The sequence below is a fragment of the Streptomyces sp. NPDC058284 genome, assembly GCF_042881135.1.
Taxonomy (GTDB): domain Bacteria; phylum Actinomycetota; class Actinomycetes; order Streptomycetales; family Streptomycetaceae; genus Streptomyces.
This window is the reverse complement of record NZ_JBHVYE010000002.1, coordinates 30,287-51,487: the sequence shown is the minus strand read 5'-3', so window position 1 is coordinate 51,487 and position 21,201 is coordinate 30,287. Positions and strand designations below refer to the sequence as shown.

Below are 21,201 nucleotides of genomic sequence, written 5' to 3'. Positions count from 1 at the left end.
TGAGTTGTCTTGCGCGGCGCGTCGGCCTACCTGCTTCGATTCCGTACCGTATGCCCGCAGAAACGAAGTCGAGCGGCTGGTCCGAAAGTTGAAGGTCAATCAGGCAGTGGCCATGCGCTTCGACAAGCGGGCATACGTCTTTCACGGCACGGTGACCGTGGCCGCGATCCGGTTGTGGCTGCGCTCGTGGGTGCGACGCGTCTCATGGGTGGTGTCCTTCTGCGACCAGGGTTTGCCGCAGCCCCAAGGCTGATTGAGGAGAATTCGCAGTGCGTATGTCATCGCGCGCGTGGCCCCTGGTGCCACTCGCTGCTTTGCTGGTGGCGGGATGCTCCTCCTCGGAATCCCCGGCGACAGCGTCTGCCAAGCCCGCCGCCGGAGGTGCGGCGGCGGCCGTACCGATCAAGGCAGGTGGAGTCGACAAGAGCTCCATCTGCCAAGCCGCGCTCACGGATGCCCAGCAGCAGGCCGCCGGTATCGAGGACGCCGAGCCCGACTCGGACAAGGGCGAGTTCAGTTGCTACTTCTTGATGACGTCCGACGAGGACAATCCGGCAGGCTACGTCGTCAGCCTGTTCAAGGACGAAGCCGCACTGCTCCAGGTCGCCGATGCGACGGACTCGAGCCCGACGAAGGCTGTCCCCGTGATTCTCAAGGGGCGTAACGCTGCGCGGCAGGTCATGTACGGCGACACCTGGCGGTCGTCGCTCACGGTGGACATCGGAGCGGGGCAGTTCCTGTACGTCGAGAGGTACTCGCCCGCCCACGTGGTAGCCGAGAAGGACCTCAACAGCCAGGCGCGCAAGGTGGCTGGACAGGTGTTGGAGAATCTGGGGAAGAGACGTGCGTAGCGGAATCGCCGCGGTCGCCACTTGCACCGGGATGCCTCTGCGCAGCTACGTCTCAGCCAAAGCCTGACCCGCTCTCATGGTCACCGGGTGGTCACAGATAGCGTTGCTTCGCTCGGGTTAACCCTCACCTCACCGGAGACAACAGTGACTCGCTCGATCCGGCGCGTGGCGGCCGCGCTCACGGCCTCCGCCGCCCTGTTGCTGACCGCCTGCGGAGGATCGGACGACAGCAAGGACCACGACAAGATCGCCGGCGCTGACGCGGGCAGCGAGAAGCCGGCATCGCCGTCACCGTCCGCGCCGGCAGATGGGGCCAAACGGCCGGAGATCAAACTGCCCAAGACGTTCCAGGCGAACTTCGAAGGCTGGACGAACAGCGAACCGAAGCTGCAAGCCATCCTGGACGACGGGAAAGAGCGACTGCGCGCCGGATACGCCGCCATCATCGCGAGCGATCCGCAGGACACCGCCCTGAAGTTCTACACCACGGGCACAGCCCGCAAATCCGGACCCGAGTGGGTAAAGACATACAAGGATCTCACCCTCAAGGGAAGCGTCCACGTCTTCAATCCCCAAGTGCATGTGAGCAACGAAGGGTTCGGCGTCCTCTTCTACTGCGTTGACGAGTCCAAGGGCTACACCCGGAATCTCAAGACGGGCAAGGTCGCAGGTACGCCAGAAGGCGAGGATCCCAAGATCCAGTACCGAACGCGGCTGGACAGAAATGCCCAGGGTGTTTGGCAGACCTCAACCGTGGAGACGGGCGAGGGAGGTTGCGACCGGTGACATCCCTCCGTCGTTTCGTCGACGGCACCTTGGTGCTACTGGCTGCCACAGCTGTCCTGGTTCCTTCACCAGCACTCGCCCTCGGCGACGGCGGGAAGGAGTCGCCGGTAGGCGGGGGGACACATGACTCCGTGGAAGGCGATGCCTCGGGTAAGGACCTGATGGCTTCGGTGTCCAACTCGAAGATCAAGCTCACGTATCCCGGCGGCCGGACGGCGAAGGCGTCGGTGGGTGAGCTGAAGTCCGTGGACCCCACTCCAAGGTGTGGGACTGCGGCCGGATCATGTTCTGGCAGGACGCCGGCACGATCCCCAAGCAAGAACGCCCCCACTCCCGAGACTCTCGCCGCCTTCGCGTACGACAAGATCAAGGTCCCGGACACTGAGGTGGAGCTGAAGCCCGAGGGCAAGTCGAAGGTGAACCTGCCCACCTGGGCGTGGCTGGACAAGGCCACCTTCAAGGACGTCACGGTCCGCGCCGACCTGCCGGGCACCGGCTTGTGGGCGGTGACCACGGCCAAGCCCGTCGCCCTCCACCTGGAGCCGGGCACCGAGGATGCGAAGACCTTCCCCTCTTCCGGCGACTGCCCGGTCAATGAGGATGGCTCCATCGGTGCCCCGTACAAGAAGGGCGGCGCCGGGCAGGAGCCGCCGTGCGGGGTTCAGTACCTCCGCGCCACGAGCGGTGAGCCGTATCAGTTGAAGGCGTCGATCACCTGGGAGATCTCCTGGGAGGGCACGGGTGGCGCGAAGGGCGAGCTGCCGGATGGCACCTTCGAGACCATCCAGGACATGAACGTCCAAGAGATCCAGTCCATCAACCGCTGACCGAGGCGGCAGGCCGGTCCGGTCTGCACACGTCAGCGCGTCGCACGTAGAACCATGTCAACCAACGGGGGCGGGCAGCATGTCGGACCTGAAGAAGGATGCGGAATCCCTGCACAAGGCGGCCTCCGCCCTGGGCAAAGTGGATCACCACACCACCAAGCCGCTGCACGACTTCATTTCCGCCTCGCACGACATGTCCGCCTTCGGCGTGCTGGGCTCGCTGATGAGCGCCAAGGACGACATCCAGGACGGCATGGACACCATCGCCAAGCTCACCAAGAGCCTGCACAAGGAGTGGGAGGAAGAGGCGAAGTTCCTGGGGGATGTCTCGGATGCCTTCGACCTCCTCGATGTCCTGCTGACGGCTGCGGCCCGCGCCAAGAAGGGCTGAGCCGTCCATGGGCTTCGACATCCCCGGCATCGACGTCGACGACCTCAACCCGCTGCACTGGATCAACAAGGCCAACCACGCTTTCGGTGACACCCTCGCCAGCAATCTGGAGTTCCTCGGCATCACCGACCCCGCCGTCGACCCCGACGGCATCCGCGAGATAGCCAAGCAGTGGCGGGCCCTGGCCAAGGGGCTTGACGCCGCAGCTCACGCCGCCGAGACGGCGCTCACGGATCTGGAGTGGGAGGGAAATTCCGCCAAGGCCCTCCACAAGCGGGCCAAGACCGCCCGCACGCAGGCCACCAACATGGCCGACTCGCTACGCGACGGTGCCAAGGCGCTGGACGACTTCGCCGACGAGGCCCACGAGCTGCTGACCGAGATCGGTGTGATCCTCGCGGAGATCGCCGAGTTCGAGATCGCGAGTCTGGCCCTGTCGGTGCTGACCGGTGGCCTGTCCGTGATCGCCGGCAACCTGGCGGCTGGTGCACGGGCTGCGAAGGTCGTGGCGCTGATCGCCCGGATCGAGAAGTCCGGGACCCGCATGGCCTCGGTGATCCGCACCGTCATGGAGGCCATCCGCGGCCTGGAGCGGGCACTGAAGGCCCTCGGCGAGATCAAGACGATCGCCAAGGCCGGCAAACTCGCTGGCGAGGGCATGAAGTTCGCCGCCTTCGAGGCCCTGTTGAAGGATCCGGGGACGTTCAAGGATCCGGGCAAGCTGGCGGAGACGCTGGCCATGGGGGCCGCCTTCGGGGTGGGCCTCGGCGGTCTGGGCAAGCTTCTCGGTAAGGGCCTGGGCAAGCTCAAGCCCAGCGAACTCGCCAAGATCGGACAGAAGTTGGGGCTCGACGGCTCGGGCCTGTCCCGGCTGAAGCTGCGCCCTTCGGAGTGGGAGAAGCTGCCCGCCTCCATCCGGGCCGCACTCAAGAAGTGCGACCTGGACCCGATCGACGTGGCAACCGGCGACATGTTGCTGCCGCAGACCGACGTGCAGTTGCCCGGCGTGCTCTCCCTCGTGCTGGAGCGCACGCACCTCTCGTCGTACCGGTGGGGCGGCTGGTTCGGCCCCAGCTGGGCTTCCACCCTCGACCAGCGCCTCCAAATCGACGAGGACGGGATCACCTACGCCGCGCCCGACGGCGCCCGCCTGGCCTACCCGCTCCCCGCTCCCGACAGAACTGATCCTGTCTACCCCGAGTTGGGCCCCCGAATACCCCTGACCTGGGACGACGAGGTCGACGGCGCTCTGCGCCTCAACGATCCCGACACCGGGCACACCTACGTCTTCCACTCCCCATGCCCCGCCGATGACGGGCAGGCGGTCGACCTGCCCCTGCAGGCCATCGTGGACCGCAACGGCCAGCGCATCACCGTCCTCTACACCGTCGACGGCACTCCTGTGGAAGTCGCCCACAGCGGTGGCTATCGCATTGCCCTTGACCGCGACCGCGACCTGCCCCGCATCAGCGCCCTGCGCCTGCTCGAGCCGGACCAGCCTGACGACCGGGGCACCGTCCTTGTCTCCTACGGCTACAGCGAGGAGGGCCACCTCACCGAAGTCACCAACTCCTCCGGCCTACCTACTCGGTTCACCTACGACACCGAGGGCCGCATCACCACGTGGACCGACCGCAACGGCACCACGTACGCGTACACCTACGACCAGCAGGGCCGGGTCGTCCGCACCGAGGGGAGTGACGGCTTCCTCTCCGGAACTCTTGCCTACGACGACGCCACGCGCACCACCGCAGTCACCAACTCCCTGGGGCACACCACTCGTTACGAGCACAACGAAGCCCTGCGCCTGGTTCGCAAGACCGACCCACTCGGGCACACCATGTTCCAGGAGTGGGACACCGAGCACCGGTTCACCGCGATCACGGACGCCCTCGGCCATACCACCCGCTACACCTACGACGGGCAGGGCCGGATCACCTCCGTACGGCACCCGGACGGAAGCGAAACACGCACGGAGTACAACGAGTTCGGGCTGCCGAGGACGGTCATCGAGCCTGATGGCGCCCAGTGGCATCACACCTATGACGCCCACGGCAACCGCACACAGCTGACCGACCCGGCCGCGGCCACTACCCGCTACTCGTTCACCACGGCGGGCCATCTCGCCAGCGTCACCGACGCCTTGGGTAACACGCTGCAGATCCGTGCCGATGCAGCGGGGCTACCGGTCGAGATCACCGACCCGCACGGCGCCCGCATCACCTACGAGCGCGACCAGTTCGGCCGGCCCGTCGCCCTGACCGACCCGCTGGGCGCGGTAACCCGCCTGGCCTGGACGGTGGAGGGCAAACTCACCTCCCGCATTGCCCCGGACGGCGCCCGTGAGTCATGGGAGTACGACGGTGAGGGCAACTGCACCAAGCACACCGATGTGCTGGGCGGCATCTCACACTTCGAATACACCCACTTCGACCTGCTCGCAGCCCGCACCGGCCCCGACGGCGTGCGCTACACCTTCACGCACGACACGGAACTTCGCCTCACCCAGGTCACCAACCCGCACGGCGCCACCTGGAGCTACACGTTCGACCCTGCAGGCCGCCTGGTCGGGGAGACAGACTTCGACGATCGCACCCTCGCCTACACCCACGACGTGGCAGGCCGCCTCACCACCAGGACCACTCCGGCCGGGCAGACCATCCGCTACGAACGCGACCCGATGGGCCGGACGCTCACCAAGGATGCGGACGGCACCACCGTCTACACCTACGACTCCTCAGGCCGGCTGACGGAGGCCAATGGCCCCGACGCCGCGCTGAACCGTCGCTACGATGCAGCCGGCCGACTGCTGGCCGAAACCGTCAACGGCCGCACCACCACCTACGCGTACGACCTCCTGGGACGTCCTGCATCCCGCACCACTCCCACCGGCGCGACCAGCACCTACGCCTACGACGCTGCCGGCAACCGCACCCATCTGACCACCGCTGGCCACACCCTTACTTCCGAGCACGACGCGGCCGGACGCGAACTGTCCCGCCGCATCGGCGACCACCTCACTCTGGCCAGCACCTTCGACCCCCTCGGTCGCCTGACCGACCGCACCGTCACCCATGCCACCGGCGCCACGATCCAGCAGCGCACCTACACCTACCGGGCCGACGGTTCTCCGACCGCCGTCAACGACCAGCTCAACGGTTCCAGCCGCTTCGAGCTCGACGCAGCGGGTCGTGTCACCGCGGTCCACGCCACCGACTGGGCCGAAACCTACGCCTACGACGAGGCCGGCAACCAGACCCACGCCACCTGGCCCTCCACTCACTTCGAGCAGGAGGCCACCGGACCGCGCACCTACACCGGCACCCGCATCACCCGCGCCGGTCAGATCCGCTACGAACACGATGCCGCCGGACGTATCACCCTGCGCCAAAAGCGCCGCCTATCCCGCAAACCGGATACATGGCGCTACACCTGGGACGCAGAAGACCACTTGGTGTCGGTGGTCACCCCGGACGGCACCGTCTGGCGCTACACCCACGATCCGTACGGCCGACGCACAGCCAAACTCCGGATAGCGGCCGACGGGGAATCAGTCGTCGAGCGCACCGACTTCACTTGGGACGGCACCACCCTCTGCGAGCAGACCACCACCTCGGCAGAGCTACCGAACCCGGTCACCCTCACCTGGGATCACCAGGGCATGCGCCCGATTGCTCAGACGGAACGCCTCACCGCGGCCGATGCCCCCCAGGACGAGATCGACTCGCGCTTCTTCGCGATCGTCACCGACCTCGTCGGCACCCCCACCGAGCTCGTGGATGAAACAGGGGACATCGCCTGGCGCACTCGCACCACCCTCTGGGGGGCGACCAGTTGGGAGTCGACCAGCACCGCGTACACCCCGCTCCGGTTCCCCGGCCAGTACTTTGACCCAGAGACACATCTCCACTACAACTACTTTCGCCATTACGACCCCGAAACCGCCCGCTATCTCACCCCCGACCCTCTGGGGCTGACACCGGCACCAAACGCGTGCACCTACGTCAGAAATCCATTCGTATGGATCGACCCCCTGGGCCTCACACCCTGCAGTCCTGGAACACAACAAGATGCGCTCCTGGCCCTGGATCGCGCTGAAGAGCTGCAGGCAATTCGGAATGACTACTGGATGGCCGACGTCAAGGGAACCACCTCGGTGATTGGTGTATTCAATTCCGAAACCAAGCAATACACGAAACGCATCGGTATTAATGGTGAAGGCCCCATGCCTAGCGCGTGGAAATTGCGAGACGGTGAGACGTTCGTGCGCGCTCCCGGGCATGCCGAGGAGGGTATACTCAAGTCTCTGGGCCCCAACGAGCATGCCGTTTACGGGGCGGCTTCGCGTAACTTCTGCAACGACATATGTCTGCCGCAGATCAGTGCACGGGGAGTGGAAGTAGGGGGTCAGGGAATTCGCGGCCACATGCCGCAGAATTCTCCTTACACGCTGTTCTGGAGCAAGGGAGACTGAGTTGACTCGCAACGTGGAGACCTACTCCGCACTTCACGAGATCCCGAGTATTTTCCTTGCAGGGTTCTGCCTTTCCTGCGCGGAGCGCGGGAGTGGCGTCTTCTCCGCGCTTGCCGATGAGCCGGATGTCGAATGGTTCTCCTACATTCTGGACAGTGCCTGGAAGGCGCCGCTCGGCGAGGTGGAAGAGGACGAGCTCATGGAAATCTTGGAGGAGTTCGAGGCGAGAGGAGAGTCGTTCGACGCTGATGATCCGGGAACCAAGGGGTTCTCCATCCTCCAGTCTGCAATGCTCGCAGCCAACGCGATCGCCGTTTTCCTGAATCCGACTCCTTCACGGGCCGAGATGTCCGGCCAGACCCTAGAAACAATCCTCGGTAGCTTCGACTTCAAGCTCGGCGGCAGCAGAATCGCCATGATTGAGGCAGGAGAGGAAGAAGAGGTCGGACGGCTCCAGCAACTGGAACAGGATGCCCAGAAAGCCTTCGTGGCCTCCGTCCGGAACTTGAACAGCGACCAGGTGGAAGCTGGACTCACAGGAGCATTCCTGGAAGATCTTCGCGGCTCTTGCGCACCCGTTCGTGACGAGATCAAAATGGCCACCGCCTCCGTCGCTGAACTCGCCGGCTGGGACGGGGAATGACGCTTCCTGCCGATCGGCTTCATGATCAGTGACCATCAGGGAGTCGCACCTGGGATCGTTGAAATTCGGTTCGTGCTTTGCGCGACGGTGGGCGTGGTGGCGCTCGCGTTCGAGACTGGCGCAGTGTGCCCGGAGAGTGCGCAAGGTCCTCCCGGTCAGGTAGCCCTCAGTGCCCAGCGGACGGCGGTGCTGCAGCCCACGCGGATCACACTGGGTCTGCTCGCCCACCGGATCGGCCAGCTCTCCGAGCAGATCCGGGAGGTGGACACTCGCCTGGCCCGCCTCGCGAAATGCCATGCCCCGCAACTGCTCGATGCAACTGCTCGATGTGGTGGGCATCGGTCCGGACACGGCGGTCGCGTTGTTGATCACGGTGGGAGACAACCCGGAACGCTTGGACAGCGAGGCGTCCTTCGCCGCTTTGTGCGGGGTCAGTCCCGTCGAGCGTTCCTCGGGACGCCGGCAGTTCCGTCGCCTCAACCGCGGCGGCGACCGGCAGGCCAATGCCGCCCTCCACCGCATTGTGCTCACGCGCCTGCGGGTCGACACACGTACCAAGGACTACTACGAGCGCCGGGTCAAGGAGGGGAAGACCCGTCGCGAAATCGTCCGTTGCCTCAAACGCTACGCGGTCCGGGAGGTCTTCCACCTGGTCAAACAGCTACAGCCAGTACCCCGCTCATAGGGGCTGTCGTGACGGATGAGAGGGTCTGGCGGGTGAGCGAGACACCGATGAACACTTTGCAATACCGCTTCGACGGGCCAGAAGACGCTCCGGTCCTGATCCTTGGTGCCTCACTCGGTACCACCTGGCACATGTGGGACCGGCAGATACCCGAGCTGATCCGGCAGTGGAGGGTGTTCCGCTTCGACATGCCCGGGCACGGTGGCGCGCCCGCCCACCCGTGCGGGTCCGTCGGGGAGCTCGCCGACCGGCTGCTCGCCACGCTCGACGAGCTCGGTGTGCAGCGCTTCGGGTACGCGGGGTGCGCCTTCGGCGGCGCCATAGGGGCCGAGCTCGCGCTCCGGCATCCGCAGCGCGTCGCCTCCCTCGCGCTCATCGCCGCCTCGCCGCGGTTCGGCACGGCCGACGAGTTCCGCCAGCGCGGCGTCATCGTGCGCAGCAACGGCCTCGACCCCATCGCGCGCTCGGCACCCGACCGCTGGTTCACGCCCGGCTTCGCCGCCGCCCAGCCCGCGATCACCGACTGGGCCGTGCAGATGGTGCGCACCACCGACCCGGGGTGCTACATCGCCGCCTGCGAGGCCCTCGCCGCCTTCGACATCCGCGCCGAGCTGGGCAGGATCGGCGTGCCGACGCTGGTCCTCGTGGGCTCCGAGGACCAGGTCACCGGACAGGGCGAGGCCCGCACGCTCGTCGCGGGGGTCCCCGACGCGCGGCTCGCCGTCGTGCCGGGCGCCTCTCATCTCGCGCCGGTCGAGCAGCCCGCCGCCGTCACCGACCTCCTCGTACGCCACTTCTCCTCGGCCTGGCAGAGCGCCGCCGAAGCGGGCGCGGGGCAGTCGGCCATCAGCGCGCCGCCCGTCAAGCCCGTCCTCGCCCCGCCGTCGCCCGTCGCGCCCGTCGCCGAGATCGCCTCGGTGGAGCAGCCCGAGGCCGTGGCGGGCGGGGTCCGGCCCGACCTCTACGACGCCGGGATGAAGGTCCGCCGCGAAGTCCTCGGGGACGCGCACGTCGACCGGGTCCTCGCCGCCGCCGACGACTTCTCGGGGGAGTTCCAGGAGCTCGTCACGCGCTACGCCTGGGGCGAGGTCTGGAACCGCCCGGGTCTGGACCGCCGCTCACGCAGCTGCGTCACGCTCACCGCGCTCGTCGCGGGCGGCCACCTCGAGGAGCTCGGCTTTCACACCAGGGCCGCGCTGCGCAACGGCCTCACCCCCGCCGAGATCAAGGAAGTCCTGTTGCAGGCCGCCGTCTACTGCGGTGTTCCCGCGGCGAACTCGGCCTTCCGGGTCGCCCAGGCCGTGATCCGTGAGGAAACCACGCCGCAGGAGTAGCAGGATGGGAGGCATGACGACTTCCGCCGACACCCGCTCCGTCCGCGCCAAGGGCATGACGTTCACCAAGAAGTCCCACGCGTGCGTGCGTCTCGAAAAGGACGGACGCACGCTCGTCGTCGACCCCGGCGGCTTCAGCGAGGAGGACGCCGCGCTCGGCGCCGACGCGATCCTCGTCACGCACGAGCACCCGGACCACTTCAGCGAGGACCGGCTGCGGGCCGCCATGGAGGCCCGCCCCGGCGCCGAGATCTGGACCCTGAAGTCCGTCGCGGAGAAGATCTCGGCGGCCTTCCCCGGGCGCGTGCACACCGTCGGGCACGGCGACACCTTCACGGCCGCCGGGTTCGACGTGCAGGTCCACGGCGAGCTGCACGCGGTCATCCACCCGGACATCCCGCGGATCACCAACGTCGGATACCTGGTGGACGGCTCCGTGTTCCATCCCGGCGACGCGCTGACCGTCCCTGACCAGGCCGTCGAGACGCTGATGCTGCCCGTCATGGCCCCCTGGAGCAAGATCTCCGAGGTGATCGACTACGTACGTGAGGTCAAGCCGCAGCGGGCCTACGACGTGCACGACGCCCTCCTCACCGACCTGGCCCGGCCGATCTACGACAACCAGATCGGCTCCCTCGGCGGCACCCGGCACCTGCGGCTCACGCCGGGGGAGTCGGTCGCGCTCTGACTGTCAGTGGTGTTCGGTAGGTTGGGGAACATGCGCATCGCCACCTGGAACGTGAACTCGATCACCGCCCGTCTGCCGCGGCTCCTGGCCTGGCTGGAGAGCAGCGGCACGGACGTGCTGTGCATCCAGGAGACCAAGACGACGGCCGAGCAGTTCCCCGCCGCCGAGCTCCGTGAGCTGGGCTACGAGTCCGCGGTGAACGCGACGGGTCGGTGGAACGGCGTGGCGCTGGTCTCCAGGGCCGGCCTCGACGACGTCGTCAAGGGCCTGCCGGGCGGCCCCGGGTACGACGGCCTCGACGAGCCGCGCGCGATCTCCGCGACCTGCGGTCCGGTCCGCCTCTGGTCGGTGTACGTGCCCAACGGCCGCGAGGTCGACCACGCCCACTACACCTACAAGCTCCAGTGGTTCGAGGCCCTGAGGGCGGCGGTCGCCGAGGACGCGGCGGGTCCGCGCCCCTTCGCGGTCCTCGGCGACTTCAACGTCGCGCCGACCGACGACGACGTCTGGGACCCGTCGCTCTTCGTCGGCGCCACGCACGTCTCCCCGGCCGAGCGCGCCGCCCTCGCGGCCCTGCGCGAGACGGGCCTCACGGACGTCGTGCCGCGCCCCCTGAAGTACGCGCACCCGTTCACGTACTGGGACTACCGCCAGCTGGGCTTCCCCAAGAACCGCGGGATGCGCATCGACCTCGTCTACGGCAACGAGCCGTTCGCGAAGGCCGTCTCCGACTCGTACGTGGACCGCGAGGAGCGCAAGGGCAAGGGCGCGTCCGACCACGCCCCGGTCGTGGTCGACCTGGACGTATAGGGCGTACAGGGGGCATATCAGTACTTGTATGGCTCTAGTGCTTACGGCGCCAGCAGTCGCAGCTCCACCGACCCGGCCAGTGCCGCGAGGCCCGCGTCGCCCGGGTGCAGGTGGTCCCCGCTGTCGTAGGCAGGGGACATCCGCGCCGGGTGCGCGGGATCGCGCAGCACCGCGTCGAAGTCGAGTACGGCGTCGAAGGCACCGCTCCCGCGCAGGTACGCGTTGACGGCCTCCCGCTGCCCGTTCGCGGCCGCCGTGCAGAGCGACTCGCCCTCGCAGGGCGCGATCGTCGCCGCCACGGCCCGCAGGCCGCGCGCGTGGGCGCGGTCCGCGAGCTGCCGCAGACCGGCGATCACCTCGCCCGCCGAGGCGCCCCACCGCACGTCGTTGACCCCTTCGAAGACGACGACGGTGCGTGCGGACGTCTGGGCCAGGACATCGCGGTCGAGCCGGTGCAGGGCGCTCACGCCGCCCGTGTCGGTGGAGACGCCGTCGCCGGGATAGCGGTCGGCGACCACCCGGTTCGCGGAGACGCCCTGGTTGAGCACGCCGTAGCGCGGCACACGGGTCTGGTTCCTGAGGCGGTCCGCGAGGACGTCGGGCCAGCGCCGGTTGGCGTCCGGTGTCGACTTCGCGCCGTCGGTGATCGAGTCGCCGAGCACCACGACGGAGCCGGGCCCGCCGCTCACGTCGACGCCGGTGAGCAGCGGCCACGTCGTGATCGTCGAGGTGTACGCCGCCGGGGAGGCGTCCGCCGCGTGGTCGCCGGGCGTGCTGACGTACGAACGCTGGCTCGCCTGGCTGTGCACGGGCGCGGCCGTCACGGGGCCCGGCAGGTGGAAGCTGACCAGGAGGTCGGTGTCGGCGGGCACGTCGAAGCCGAGGGGATCGCTGAACGCCTGGGCGCCCGCCGGGATCTCCGTGCCGGTGGCGCCGCGGAACGTCAGCCGCCGCGGCTCGCCCCGTGCGCCCGCCCCCGTCCCCCGCGCCGCCACCGTCGCGCCGCCGATCCGCACGGGCGCCGCGGCGAAGGTGTTGTCGAGCCGGACGCGTACCCGCGGCCCGCCGGCGCTGGTGTGCACGACGAGCCGCACGGTCCGGTCGGTCCAGGGGCCCACCGCCGGGTAGCCCGCGGTCGACGCCGACCAGGTGCCGGTCCAGCCCTTCGTCCCCGCCCGCACGGACAGGGCGAAGACGTGCAGGTCGGCGGCGCCGGGATCGCGGGGCAGCCGCACCGAGGCGACCTCGCGGCCCGGGGCCAGCGGCACCGTCACCACGTACAGCTTCGCCTTCTCGGCGAGTTGACCGCCGGGGGTGTTGATGTGCGGCAGGGCGACGGACTTGGTGGCGAGCGGGCCCGAGCGCCAGTCCGGGGCGGTGAGCCGGTAGCCGCCGCGCGAGCCGTCCCGGTAGTGGACCGTGCCCGTGCCGCTCGCCTCGCCGCCCGTGCCCGCGACCAGGAAGGCGAGGGCGTCCCCGCGCCCGCGCACCCGTACCGCCTGCCCGTCGGCCCGCACGTTGTCCGGCGCGCCCGGCGCGGTGCGCGGCCAGGTGAGGCGGGCCCTGTCGACGGCCAGGGGCCGGCCGGGGAGCCAGCCCGCGGAGGCCAGGTCCCGCGCGGACAGCGAGCCGCCCGCACCGTCGAAGTCCGCGTCGGCGGGGCGGGCGTCGTCGCTGACGGCGCGGTTGTCGAAGAGCCGCTCAAGGGGGAGCGGCCCGGGTCCGTGCGGGGCGGCGGCCTGTGCCGGTGCCATGGGCAGGATGCCCGTGAACAGGGCGAGCGCGACGGCGGCTCCCCGGATACGTCGAGGCAACGTACGCAACGTAGCTCCTCCCGCGCGGTGGGCGATGACGGATGCGCCATGAAGCTAAGGAGGCACCGGAGACGAGTCAATGAGGGACGCGTGAACGCGACGCGAACTCGCCGGGGAGACGGGAGACGGGGGACGGGGGACCGGCGCCTGCCGCAGCACCGGCTGTTTCCCTGGCCGCCTCAACGCTCCGCCGACACCAGCCCGTTCTCGTACGCGATGATCACCAGCTGCACCCGGTCCCGCGCGCCGAGTTTGGCGAGCAGCCGGGTCAGGTACGTCTTCGCGGTGGCGACGCTGAGGCAGAGCTCCCCGGCTATCTCGGTGTTGGAGAGGCCGCGGCCCACCAGGGTCAGGACCTCGTGCTCGCGGTCGGTGATGCCCGCGAGCGTGACATCGCGCGGCGGCGCGGACGCGGGTCGCTGCGCGAACTCCCTGATCAGGCGGCGCGTGACGCTCGGCGCGAGCAGCCCGTCGCCGGTCGCGACGGTCCGCACCGCCGCCAGGATGTCGTCTAGGGCCATGTCCTTGACGAGGAAGCCTGCCGCACCGGCGCGCAGCGCCCCGTACACGTAATCGTCGTCGTCGAACGTGGTCAGGACGACGACGTGCGCGGGCGTCGGGCCCGACGTGATCAGGCGGGTGGCCTCGATGCCGTCCATGCCGGGCATCCGGATGTCCATCACCACGACGTCCGGGCGCAGTTCCGCGCACCGCCGGACGGCCTCGTCACCGGACGCGGCCTCGCCCACGACCTCGATGTCCGGGGCCTCGGCGATGACCATGCCGAGGGCGGTACGGACGAGGGGCTGATCGTCGACGAGCAGGACGCGGACCGCCGTCATCGGGCGACCGCCGGGGCGGGCAGGGGCAGCCGGGCGCGTACGCGGAAGCCGCCTCCGGGCCGGGGCGCGGCGCTGAACTCGCCGTGCAGCAGGGCGACTCGCTCGCGCATGCCGACGAGGCCGTAGCCAACGCCCGTGCCTGAGGCCGTGCCTGGGCCCGTGCCCGTGCCCGTGCCGGTGCTTGACGCGGCGGCCGTCTTCGCGCGGCCCCGGCCGCGGTCCTCGATCTCGATGATGATCTCCTCGTCGCGGTGGTCCACGGACACCGTGCAGGCCGTGGTGGCCGCGTGCCGCACCACATTGGTGAGTGATTCCTGAATGATGCGGTACGCCGACAGGTCGACGTCCGTGGGCAGCGGCCGCCGCTCGCCCCGCCATGTCACGTCCACCCGCACCCCGGCCGCCGTCGTCGATGCGGCGAGCCGCTCCACGTCCGCGAGGCCTTCGGCGGGACCGCGCGGCGCCGGCCGACGCGTCCCGTCCGGCCCCTCGCCCGACTCGTTCTCGCGCAGCGCGCCCAGCATCCGGCGCAGCCCGGCGAGGGTCTCCCGGCCCGCGAGCTCGACCGCGGTCATCGCCTCCCGCGCCGCCGCCGGCCGGGTCTCGACGACCCGGGCCGCCGCGCCCGCCTGCAAGGCGATGATGCCGATGCTGTGCGCCACCGTGTCGTGCATCTCCCGTGCGATGCGCAGCCGTTCGGCGGTGACGGCCTGCGTCGTGGCCTGCGAGCTGAGCCGCTCCGCGTACGCGCGGGCCCGCCGCACAGAGTCGCCCACCAGCCAGCCGACGACGGCCATCAGGGAGTAGGTCCGCCACTCGGACCAGCTGGTGTCCAGGGAGTGGGGGAGCTGGACGGGGAGGCCGAGCAACTGCCGCAGGAGCGCGTAGCCGGGCAGGACACAGAGTGCGAGGACGAGGGCCGCCCGGCGCGAACGCGGGGCCCTGGTCGCCGCGATGAAGCCCAGGGCGACGTCGATGGCCGCGTACTGCAGGAAGGCGATGCCCGTCTCGTTGAGCGCGAGGGTGGCAGCGTACGAGGCGATGATCAGCAGCCCGAGGGCCGGCAGGGGACGGCGCCCCAGCAGCCGCGCGGCGACCACCGCCGTCCCGGTGGCCACCACGACGACCAGCCACCCGACCGGGGACGGGCCCCCGAACGCACTCGTCGGCATCAGCGGGAGCCCGGAGTACGCCCGGGCGGCGACAGCCATGCCCAGACACCAGGAGGCGGCGGCCCACACGCCCGGCGGGGCATGCCTGAACAGGGACATCGGCGGTGTGACGGACATGCGCCGATCGTAGCCAGGCGGATTCGTCCGGACATCGGACCGCGGGTGTACGACCCAGGTCGACCCCCGCCGACGGCAAGTGTCAGCGCCGGGCCGACGACGGGCGGGGGCGGCGCGCGGCACCGTGGTCCCCATGATCGAAGTCAACGAACTGACGAAGAGGTACGGCGCCACGACCGCGGTGAACGCCCTCAGTTTCCAGGTGCGCCCGGGCCTGGTGACGGGGTTCCTCGGCCCGAACGGCGCCGGGAAGTCCACCACCCTGCGCATGATCCTCGGCCTCGACGGGCCCACCGGCGGCTCCGTCACCGTCGGCGGGCGGCCGTTCCGCGACCGGGCGCGCGGCCTGCGGCACGTCGGTGCCCTCCTCGACGCGGGCGACGTGCACGGCGGCCGCACCGCCCGCGCCCACCTCCGCGTCCTCGCCCGCGGCAACCGCATCCCGCGCTCCCGGGTCGACGAGGTCCTCGCGGAGGCCGGCCTTGCGGACGCCGCACGGCGCCGCGTCGCGGGCTTCTCGCTCGGCATGCGGCAGCGCCTCGGCATCGCCGCCGCGCTCCTCGGCGACCCGCCGGTGCTGCTCTTCGACGAACCGCTCAACGGCCTGGACCCCGAGGGCGTGCGGTGGGTGCGCGCCCTCTTCCGGCGCCTCGCCGCCGAGGGCCGCACCGTGTTCGTCTCCAGCCATCTGATGTCCGAGATGGAGCACACCGCGGACCAGCTGATCGTCATCGGGCGCGGCGAACTCATCGCCGCGGAGAGCCTCGCCGCGTTCGCCGGCCGCTCGGGCCGCGCCGCCGTGACCGTACGCACCCCCGACGCCCCGGCGCTCGCCCGGCTGCTCACCGCCGCCGGGGCGTCGGTGGCCGCCGAGGACGACGGGCGGCTCGCGGTGAGCGGAGTGAGCGCGCCCCGCGTCGGCGAACTCGCCCTGGAGCACCGGGTCCCGCTGCACGAACTGACCACGCGGACCGCCTCCCTGGAGGAGGCGTTCATGGAACTGACCGCCGACAGCGTCGAATACCCGGCAGGAGAGCCCCGATGAACCGGCAGCCCGCCGAGCCCCGCCCCCGCTTCCGCGACCTCGTCGCCGCCGAGTGGCTGAAGCTGTGGTCACTGCGCTCCACCGGCTGGTCCCTGCTGCTCGCCGGGCTCGCCGTCGTCGCCGTCAACGCCGGTACGGCGTACGACACCTACCGCTACTGGTCGCAGGACGACGCGGCCCACCGGGCCCGCTTCATCCGTGACGGCATCCCGCTGCAGGAGGCCTTCACCGGCAACGCCAGCCTGATCCTGGTGCTCTCGGCCGGCGCCGTCGGCGCCCTCTGTCTCGTCGCGGAGTTCCGGACCGGGCTGATCCGCACGACGTTCGCGGCCGTCCCGGCCCGGCGCCCGCTGATGGCCGCCAAGGCCCTGGTGATCGCCGCGGTCATGACCGCCTTCGGGGCGGCCGTCGCGGGCGGCTCCTTCTGGCTGACCCAGGCGATCCTGTCCGGCAAGGGCGCCGGCGTCCCGATCGGCCACCCCGGCGCGTGGCGCCTGGTCATCGCGTCCGCGCTGCTCGCGCCGGTCTCCGCCCTGGCCGGCATGGCGCTCGGCGCCCTGCTGCGCCACAGCGGCGCCACCATGGTCGCCTCGTTCGTGCTGCTCCTCCTGCTGCCCATCGCGCTCAGCGACGACCGGTACGTCACCGCGGTCATGGGCCACACGATGCCGTACAAGGCGTGGCTGCGGCTCTCGGAGCAGGGCGCCGGCGGCGCCGATGCCCTCTACCCGTGGACGCCCACGGGCGCGTGGCTGGTCATGGCCATCTGGCCGGTGGCCGCGGCGGCCGTCGCCGTGTTCACCGTGGACCGGCGCGACGTGTGAACTCGTCCCGGGGTGAGGGGTGAACTCGCCCCGGGGGACATGTGAGCTCATCCGGGGCGACGACCCGTCAAGCGCCGCCCTCCCCGGCGACACCGATGACCACGGCGTACGAGCCGATGCCGAGCAGCCGGCCGCCCGGGATCCGGTCGCCGCGCGAACTGTGCAGGGTGTCGATGCGACCGGACTCCGGGTCGAACGCGACGTCGGCGAGTGTCCCCACGGTGTCGCCGAGCTCCGTCAACAGGCGCTTGCCCAGCAGGTCCTGACTCTTGGACGAGTCGGCCGAGACGAACCGGGCCGCCGTGGCCGCCCCGACGACGACCGCGTCGGGACCGACCGCGTGCACGTCCGCCCAGGCGACGACGTCACCGCCGTCCTTGACGCCGTCCAGGCGCACGCCGGTGACGAGGGCGCCGTCCGGGCCCTCCGGTTCGACGACGAGCCCGGCCACGGTGCCGATTTGAGCGGCGTCCGATGCGCTGACGACAGGGCGTCCCACGGTCTGACTGAGCAGCATCATGAGGTCCGCTCCTCACCGGTGGTGCCGGGGCCCGCGTGGGGCTCCTCCGCGATGTGCGGCCCGCCCGTCGCCGTGAGCCCGCCCGTGTCGGCGAGCCGTTTGCTCCACATCGCGGCGGCCAGCTCGCCCAGCTCCTCGACGACGTACTCGGTGTCCCGCGCGGGGACAAGCAACGTGTCGCCGGTCATGGCCGGGCAGCCACCGAGGGGCAGGAAGACCTTGCGCTCGTGCCGGCCAAGCGCCTCGGTGGAGGACATCTCGACGCCGACCACCCGGCCTTCCCGGCCGGCCTCGACCAGTACGTCGAGGACGGTGCCGACCTGCACGCCCTGATCCGTGAGCACGCGGGCGCCCCGCACCAGACCGCCCGAGGCCTCCTGCCAGGACGCGACGGCCGACTTGTCCTCCAGCGAGTCGGCCGAAGCGATCATCACGGCGTCGGCGCCCAGCGCGTGGACCGCCGCCCACGGCAGGCTCTTGCGCATCGGGCCGGACAGCAGCCCGCGCCCGGCCAGCGTGAACCCGGCGATCCGGCCGCCCGCTCCGTCCAGCACGACATCCTTGACCTGCGCGACCGCCTCGCCGTCCAGTGTGACCACCGGCCGCTTGGTGAGGTCACCCGCCGCGAGCACCGCGGGCAGGGCCGCCGTCATCGTGCCCTCCCCCGCCCGGGGCGCCGCCCGCGCCGCACCACGATCACACCGCCGCTGCGCCGCCGGGCCTGCACACCGACCAACGCGGCGACCAGCAGCCCCACCACGACGAGCACGGCGACCAACCACGCCCACCACACCATCGTCCACCTCCCGGACCGACCGGGACCGGCCCCGTCCGACCGGACCGGCCATCAGATCCCCACGGGTACCCCCTCGCGCCGAACAGTCACCTCATGGGTCATCGGGTGAGAGCCTGTGTCATATCCCCGGCCGGGTGGGCGCCGCCCGGCCTCCTCAACGGCGAACGGATCGAGGTCTTCCCCGGCTGAGCGGCGGATCAGATGCGATGCGCCGGGTGCCAGGACGACCCTCTGCGGAGGGTGATCCGCCTGATTCCGTGATCAGCTGACGCAAGGTACATTCGTGGGAATCCGGACATGGGAGAGGCCGATCATGAATATCCCGTTCCTCGACAAGTGGCGCAGACGGCACTCCTCGGCGGATCCGGCCGAAGGTCTCGCGGCCGCCTTCCAGCAGGACCCGGACGGTGTCGCCGAGCTGCTCTTCGAGTGTGAGCTGCTGCGCTCCCAGGCCGGCGCCGCCGGTCTCGAACTCGACGATTCCCCGGCCTCGTTGACCGCCCTCGACCAGCTCCTGCCGCGCTGGCGCGACGACCCCGAGCTGCTGCCCTGGCTCGGCAACGACGCGGGGCTCTACCTCGGCTCCGTCGTGGTGCGGACCGTGCCGGGCGCGACCTGGGACGTCTGGCCGGGCGGCAGCCCCGTCGTACGGCTGAGGAGCGGGCGGGACATCCAGGTCGTGGAGGCGGGGCTCGGCTGGGCGGTCCACGGGGCGCCCGAGCTGTCGCAGGTCTACGCGGAGGCTTCCGAGGCGTAACCGGAATTGCGTCAAATACGGTTAATGCCCATAAGTGCGTGTCGTCCAGTAAGTCCCGTTTCTACGTGGATAGTTTGCGCGGACGTACACAGCTGAGAGTGGGCAGGTCTTGCCATGGCCGTCGATCCGTTGATCGAGCTGCGTGATGTGAACAAGTACTACGGGGAACTGCATGTCCTGAAGGACATCGACCTCACCGTCGGCAAGGGGGAGGTGGTCGTGGTCATCGGCCCTTCGGGGTCGGGCAAGTCCACACTGTGCCGGACGATCAACCGGCTCGAGACCGTCCAGTCGGGCGAGATCCGGCTCGACGGGCAGCCGCTGCCCGACGAGGGAAAGGCGCTCGCGAGACTCCGCACCGAGGTGGGCATGGTCTTCCAGTCCTTCAACCTCTTCGCGCACAAGACCGTTCTCCAGAACATCTCACTGGCGCAGATCAAGGTGCGGGGCCGCAAGAAGGACGAGGCAGACCGGCGTTCCCGGGAGCTCCTGGAGCGCGTGGGGCTCTCCGCGCACGCCGAGAAGTACCCGGCGCAGCTCTCCGGCGGCCAGCAGCAGCGCGTGGCCATCGCCCGCGCGCTGGCCATGGACCCCAAGGCGCTCCTCTTCGACGAGCCGACCTCGGCCCTCGACCCCGAGATGATCAATGAGGTCCTCGAAGTCATGCAGCAGCTCGCCCGCGAGGGCATGACCATGGTCGTCGTCACCCACGAGATGGGCTTCGCCCGCTCCGCCGCCAACCGGGTCGTGTTCATGGCGGACGGCCGCGTCGTCGAGGACCGCACCCCCGAGGACTTCTTCACCCACCCGGAGAGCGAGCGCGCCAAGGACTTCCTCTCCAAGATCCTCAAGCACTGACGGGGGGACGTGCTCGTGAAGCGCCACACCACGCGTCACACCACGCGCCGGACCACACGTACGACACGCCTGCTCGCCGCGCTCCTGCTCGCCGCCTGCGCCGCCGCTGCCTGCGGCAAGGAGGGCAGCCCGCCGGCCAAGGGGCCCGCCGCCGAGAAGCTGCCCAAGTACCGGGTGGCGACCGGCTTCCAGCTGCCCGCGTCGCGGACCTGGAAGAAGGCCAGGAGCCGCGGCCACTTCGTCGTCGGCGCCAAGGAGGACCAGCCCTACCTCGGCGAGAAGGACCCGGCCAACGGCAGGTACTCCGGCTTCGACATCGAGATCGCCAAGATGATCTCGGCCTCGCTCGGTCTCGACCCGGGCCGGATCGAGTTCAAGACCATCGCGTCGGCGAACCGCGAAACCGCCCTGCAGAACGGGCAGATCGACTACTACGTCGGCACCTACACCATCAACGACAACCGCAAGAAGCTCGTCGGCTTCGGCGGCCCCTACTACATGGCGGGCCAGGGCCTGCTCGTGCGCAGCGACGAGGACGGCATCAAGGGCCCGCGGGACCTCGCCGGCAAACGCGTCTGCTCGGCCGCCGGATCCACCCCCTACCAGCGCATCCAGCAGGACTACCCGAAGGCCACCCTCGTGGCCTACGACACGTACTCGGTCTGCGTCGACAACCTGCTGACCTTCCAGGTCGACGCCGTCACCACCGACGACGCCATCCTGATCGGCTACGCGGCCAAGGTGCCCGACGAACTCAAGGTGACCGGCAAGCCGTTCTCGAAGGAGCCGTACGGCATCGGCGTGCCCAGGAGCGACAACGCCCTCAGGCTCGCCGTGGACGACGCCCTCGCGGCCCGCGAGAAGGACGGCGACTGGAAGAAGGCGTACGACGCCACCCTCGGCCTCTCCGGGGTCCCGGCTCCGAAGCCGCCCGCCATCGACCGCTACCCGGCGAGCTGAGGAGGCG

At 69.9% G+C, this 21,201-nt stretch carries 21 protein-coding genes and 2 pseudogenes; 16 read left to right on the top strand and 7 right to left on the bottom strand.

Annotated features, from left to right (window positions below):
- Nucleotides 1-22 precede the first annotated feature (22 nt).
- Nucleotides 23-184 (top strand): annotated as a pseudogene (locus ACFVYR_RS03445) (IS5/IS1182 family transposase); the annotation flags it as partial.
- On the opposite strand, the gene ACFVYR_RS03440 reads toward ACFVYR_RS03445, so the two are convergent.
- Nucleotides 142-282: a hypothetical protein gene (locus ACFVYR_RS03440; protein ID WP_384248730.1), complete on the bottom strand. Its 141-nt coding sequence runs from the start codon at nucleotides 280-282 to the stop codon at nucleotides 142-144. The pseudogene ACFVYR_RS03445 and the gene ACFVYR_RS03440 sit on opposite strands and share 43 nt — an antisense overlap.
- On the opposite strand from ACFVYR_RS03440, the gene ACFVYR_RS03435 reads away from it, so the two are divergent.
- The 10 genes and pseudogenes from ACFVYR_RS03435 to ACFVYR_RS03390 all read left to right on the top strand — a co-directional run bounded on the left by ACFVYR_RS03435 (nucleotide 276) and on the right by ACFVYR_RS03390 (nucleotide 11,489).
- Nucleotides 276-851, top strand: coding sequence for a hypothetical protein (locus tag ACFVYR_RS03435; protein ID WP_384248106.1), 576 nt, complete (start codon nucleotides 276-278; stop codon nucleotides 849-851). The genes ACFVYR_RS03440 and ACFVYR_RS03435 overlap by 7 nt on opposite strands.
- A gap of 144 nt (nucleotides 852-995) precedes the next feature.
- A complete protein-coding gene (locus ACFVYR_RS03430; RefSeq protein WP_384248104.1) occupies nucleotides 996-1,637 on the top strand; it encodes a hypothetical protein in 642 nt (213 codons plus the stop codon).
- 265 nt (nucleotides 1,638-1,902) lie between these two features.
- A pseudogene (locus ACFVYR_RS03425) lies at nucleotides 1,903-2,464 on the top strand (hypothetical protein); the annotation flags it as partial.
- Nucleotides 2,465-2,543: 79 nt separating this feature from the next.
- Nucleotides 2,544-2,855, top strand: coding sequence for a hypothetical protein (locus ACFVYR_RS03420; protein WP_384248102.1), 312 nt, complete (start codon nucleotides 2,544-2,546; stop codon nucleotides 2,853-2,855).
- Between the two features lie 7 nt (nucleotides 2,856-2,862).
- Nucleotides 2,863-7,329, top strand: a complete 4,467-nt coding sequence (locus ACFVYR_RS03415) for a DUF6531 domain-containing protein (RefSeq protein WP_384248100.1) — start codon at nucleotides 2,863-2,865, stop codon at nucleotides 7,327-7,329.
- Between the two features lie 13 nt (nucleotides 7,330-7,342).
- Nucleotides 7,343-7,972, top strand: a complete 630-nt coding sequence (locus tag ACFVYR_RS03410) for a hypothetical protein (protein ID WP_384248098.1) — start codon at nucleotides 7,343-7,345, stop codon at nucleotides 7,970-7,972.
- Nucleotides 7,973-8,285: 313 nt separating this feature from the next.
- Entirely contained in the window at nucleotides 8,286-8,657 is a 372-nt protein-coding gene (locus ACFVYR_RS03405; protein WP_384248096.1) for a transposase, read from the top strand.
- Between the two features lie 32 nt (nucleotides 8,658-8,689).
- A complete protein-coding gene (gene pcaC, locus ACFVYR_RS03400; RefSeq protein WP_384248661.1) occupies nucleotides 8,690-9,991 on the top strand; it encodes a 4-carboxymuconolactone decarboxylase in 1,302 nt (433 codons plus the stop codon).
- A gap of 55 nt (nucleotides 9,992-10,046) precedes the next feature.
- Nucleotides 10,047-10,679 (top strand): MBL fold metallo-hydrolase, encoded by a 633-nt coding sequence (locus ACFVYR_RS03395; RefSeq protein WP_384248659.1) that lies wholly within the window; start codon nucleotides 10,047-10,049, stop codon nucleotides 10,677-10,679.
- Between the two features lie 30 nt (nucleotides 10,680-10,709).
- Nucleotides 10,710-11,489: an exodeoxyribonuclease III gene (locus ACFVYR_RS03390; RefSeq protein ID WP_384248094.1), complete on the top strand. Its 780-nt coding sequence runs from the start codon at nucleotides 10,710-10,712 to the stop codon at nucleotides 11,487-11,489.
- 41 nt (nucleotides 11,490-11,530) lie between these two features.
- Here ACFVYR_RS03390 and ACFVYR_RS03385 read toward each other — a convergent pair whose 3' ends face one another.
- The 3 genes from ACFVYR_RS03385 to ACFVYR_RS03375 all read right to left on the bottom strand — a co-directional run bounded on the left by ACFVYR_RS03385 (nucleotide 11,531) and on the right by ACFVYR_RS03375 (nucleotide 15,434).
- Nucleotides 11,531-13,243, bottom strand: a complete 1,713-nt coding sequence (locus ACFVYR_RS03385; protein ID WP_384248657.1) for a GDSL-type esterase/lipase family protein — start codon at nucleotides 13,241-13,243, stop codon at nucleotides 11,531-11,533.
- A gap of 239 nt (nucleotides 13,244-13,482) precedes the next feature.
- Nucleotides 13,483-14,145 carry a response regulator gene (locus tag ACFVYR_RS03380; protein ID WP_384248092.1) on the bottom strand — a complete coding sequence of 221 codons (663 nt, stop codon included), beginning with the start codon at nucleotides 14,143-14,145 and terminating at the stop codon, nucleotides 13,483-13,485.
- A complete protein-coding gene (locus ACFVYR_RS03375; protein WP_384248090.1) occupies nucleotides 14,142-15,434 on the bottom strand; it encodes a sensor histidine kinase in 1,293 nt (430 codons plus the stop codon). Before ACFVYR_RS03375 ends, ACFVYR_RS03380 begins: the two co-directional genes overlap by 4 nt.
- A gap of 133 nt (nucleotides 15,435-15,567) precedes the next feature.
- Here ACFVYR_RS03375 and ACFVYR_RS03370 point away from each other — a divergent pair, with 133 nt between their 5' ends.
- Both ACFVYR_RS03370 and ACFVYR_RS03365 read left to right on the top strand, forming a co-directional pair.
- Nucleotides 15,568-16,479 (top strand): ABC transporter ATP-binding protein, encoded by a 912-nt coding sequence (locus ACFVYR_RS03370; RefSeq protein ID WP_384248088.1) that lies wholly within the window; start codon nucleotides 15,568-15,570, stop codon nucleotides 16,477-16,479.
- Nucleotides 16,476-17,303, top strand: coding sequence for an ABC transporter permease (locus ACFVYR_RS03365; protein WP_384248086.1), 828 nt, complete (start codon nucleotides 16,476-16,478; stop codon nucleotides 17,301-17,303). Before ACFVYR_RS03370 ends, ACFVYR_RS03365 begins: the two co-directional genes overlap by 4 nt.
- 67 nt (nucleotides 17,304-17,370) lie before the next feature.
- On the opposite strand, the gene ACFVYR_RS03360 is transcribed toward ACFVYR_RS03365, so the two are convergent.
- Genes ACFVYR_RS03360 through ACFVYR_RS03350 form a run of 3 tightly spaced genes read right to left on the bottom strand, consistent with a single transcriptional unit; the run spans nucleotide 17,371 to nucleotide 18,619 of the window.
- Entirely contained in the window at nucleotides 17,371-17,823 is a 453-nt protein-coding gene (locus tag ACFVYR_RS03360) for a hypothetical protein (protein ID WP_384248084.1), read from the bottom strand.
- A complete protein-coding gene (locus ACFVYR_RS03355; RefSeq protein ID WP_384248082.1) occupies nucleotides 17,820-18,476 on the bottom strand; it encodes a PRC-barrel domain-containing protein in 657 nt (218 codons plus the stop codon). The genes ACFVYR_RS03360 and ACFVYR_RS03355 overlap by 4 nt, the downstream gene beginning before the upstream one ends.
- Nucleotides 18,473-18,619, bottom strand: a complete 147-nt coding sequence (locus tag ACFVYR_RS03350) for a hypothetical protein (RefSeq protein ID WP_384248080.1) — start codon at nucleotides 18,617-18,619, stop codon at nucleotides 18,473-18,475. The genes ACFVYR_RS03355 and ACFVYR_RS03350 overlap by 4 nt, the downstream gene beginning before the upstream one ends.
- A 313-nt stretch (nucleotides 18,620-18,932) precedes the next feature.
- On the opposite strand from ACFVYR_RS03350, the gene ACFVYR_RS03345 reads away from it, so the two are divergent.
- The 3 genes from ACFVYR_RS03345 (at nucleotide 18,933) to ACFVYR_RS03335 (ending at nucleotide 21,194) form a co-directional block, all read left to right on the top strand.
- Entirely contained in the window at nucleotides 18,933-19,376 is a 444-nt protein-coding gene (locus ACFVYR_RS03345) for a DUF6278 family protein (protein ID WP_384248079.1), read from the top strand.
- A gap of 114 nt (nucleotides 19,377-19,490) precedes the next feature.
- Nucleotides 19,491-20,234, top strand: coding sequence for an amino acid ABC transporter ATP-binding protein (locus tag ACFVYR_RS03340; RefSeq protein ID WP_384248077.1), 744 nt, complete (start codon nucleotides 19,491-19,493; stop codon nucleotides 20,232-20,234).
- 15 nt (nucleotides 20,235-20,249) lie between these two features.
- The gene (locus ACFVYR_RS03335; RefSeq protein WP_384248076.1) at nucleotides 20,250-21,194 is read left to right on the top strand and encodes a glutamate ABC transporter substrate-binding protein; all 945 of its coding nucleotides are present in this window, start codon (nucleotides 20,250-20,252) and stop codon (nucleotides 21,192-21,194) included.
- Nucleotides 21,195-21,201 lie beyond the last annotated feature (7 nt).

Excerpts from the sequence above, each read along its gene's own strand:
- ACFVYR_RS03435 (WP_384248106.1), top strand. The coding sequence starts at position 276 with ATGTCATCGCGCGCGTGGCCCCTGGTGCCACTCGCTGCTTTGCTGGTG.
- ACFVYR_RS03440 (WP_384248730.1), bottom strand. The coding sequence starts at position 282 with ATGACATACGCACTGCGAATTCTCCTCAATCAGCCTTGGGGCTGCGGC.
- ACFVYR_RS03420 (WP_384248102.1), top strand. The coding sequence starts at position 2,544 with ATGTCGGACCTGAAGAAGGATGCGGAATCCCTGCACAAGGCGGCCTCC.
- ACFVYR_RS03415 (WP_384248100.1), top strand. The coding sequence starts at position 2,863 with ATGGGCTTCGACATCCCCGGCATCGACGTCGACGACCTCAACCCGCTG.
- ACFVYR_RS03405 (WP_384248096.1), top strand. The coding sequence starts at position 8,286 with ATGCAACTGCTCGATGTGGTGGGCATCGGTCCGGACACGGCGGTCGCG.
- ACFVYR_RS03395 (WP_384248659.1), top strand. The coding sequence starts at position 10,047 with ATGACGTTCACCAAGAAGTCCCACGCGTGCGTGCGTCTCGAAAAGGAC.
- ACFVYR_RS03390 (WP_384248094.1), top strand. The coding sequence starts at position 10,710 with ATGCGCATCGCCACCTGGAACGTGAACTCGATCACCGCCCGTCTGCCG.
- ACFVYR_RS03385 (WP_384248657.1), bottom strand. The coding sequence starts at position 13,243 with ATGGCACCGGCACAGGCCGCCGCCCCGCACGGACCCGGGCCGCTCCCC.
- ACFVYR_RS03380 (WP_384248092.1), bottom strand. The coding sequence starts at position 14,145 with ATGACGGCGGTCCGCGTCCTGCTCGTCGACGATCAGCCCCTCGTCCGT.
- ACFVYR_RS03375 (WP_384248090.1), bottom strand. The coding sequence starts at position 15,434 with ATGTCCGTCACACCGCCGATGTCCCTGTTCAGGCATGCCCCGCCGGGC.
- ACFVYR_RS03370 (WP_384248088.1), top strand. The coding sequence starts at position 15,568 with ATGATCGAAGTCAACGAACTGACGAAGAGGTACGGCGCCACGACCGCG.
- ACFVYR_RS03365 (WP_384248086.1), top strand. The coding sequence starts at position 16,476 with ATGAACCGGCAGCCCGCCGAGCCCCGCCCCCGCTTCCGCGACCTCGTC.
- ACFVYR_RS03360 (WP_384248084.1), bottom strand. The coding sequence starts at position 17,823 with ATGATGCTGCTCAGTCAGACCGTGGGACGCCCTGTCGTCAGCGCATCG.
- ACFVYR_RS03355 (WP_384248082.1), bottom strand. The coding sequence starts at position 18,476 with ATGACGGCGGCCCTGCCCGCGGTGCTCGCGGCGGGTGACCTCACCAAG.
- ACFVYR_RS03350 (WP_384248080.1), bottom strand. The coding sequence starts at position 18,619 with ATGGTGTGGTGGGCGTGGTTGGTCGCCGTGCTCGTCGTGGTGGGGCTG.
- ACFVYR_RS03345 (WP_384248079.1), top strand. The coding sequence starts at position 18,933 with ATGAATATCCCGTTCCTCGACAAGTGGCGCAGACGGCACTCCTCGGCG.
- ACFVYR_RS03340 (WP_384248077.1), top strand. The coding sequence starts at position 19,491 with ATGGCCGTCGATCCGTTGATCGAGCTGCGTGATGTGAACAAGTACTAC.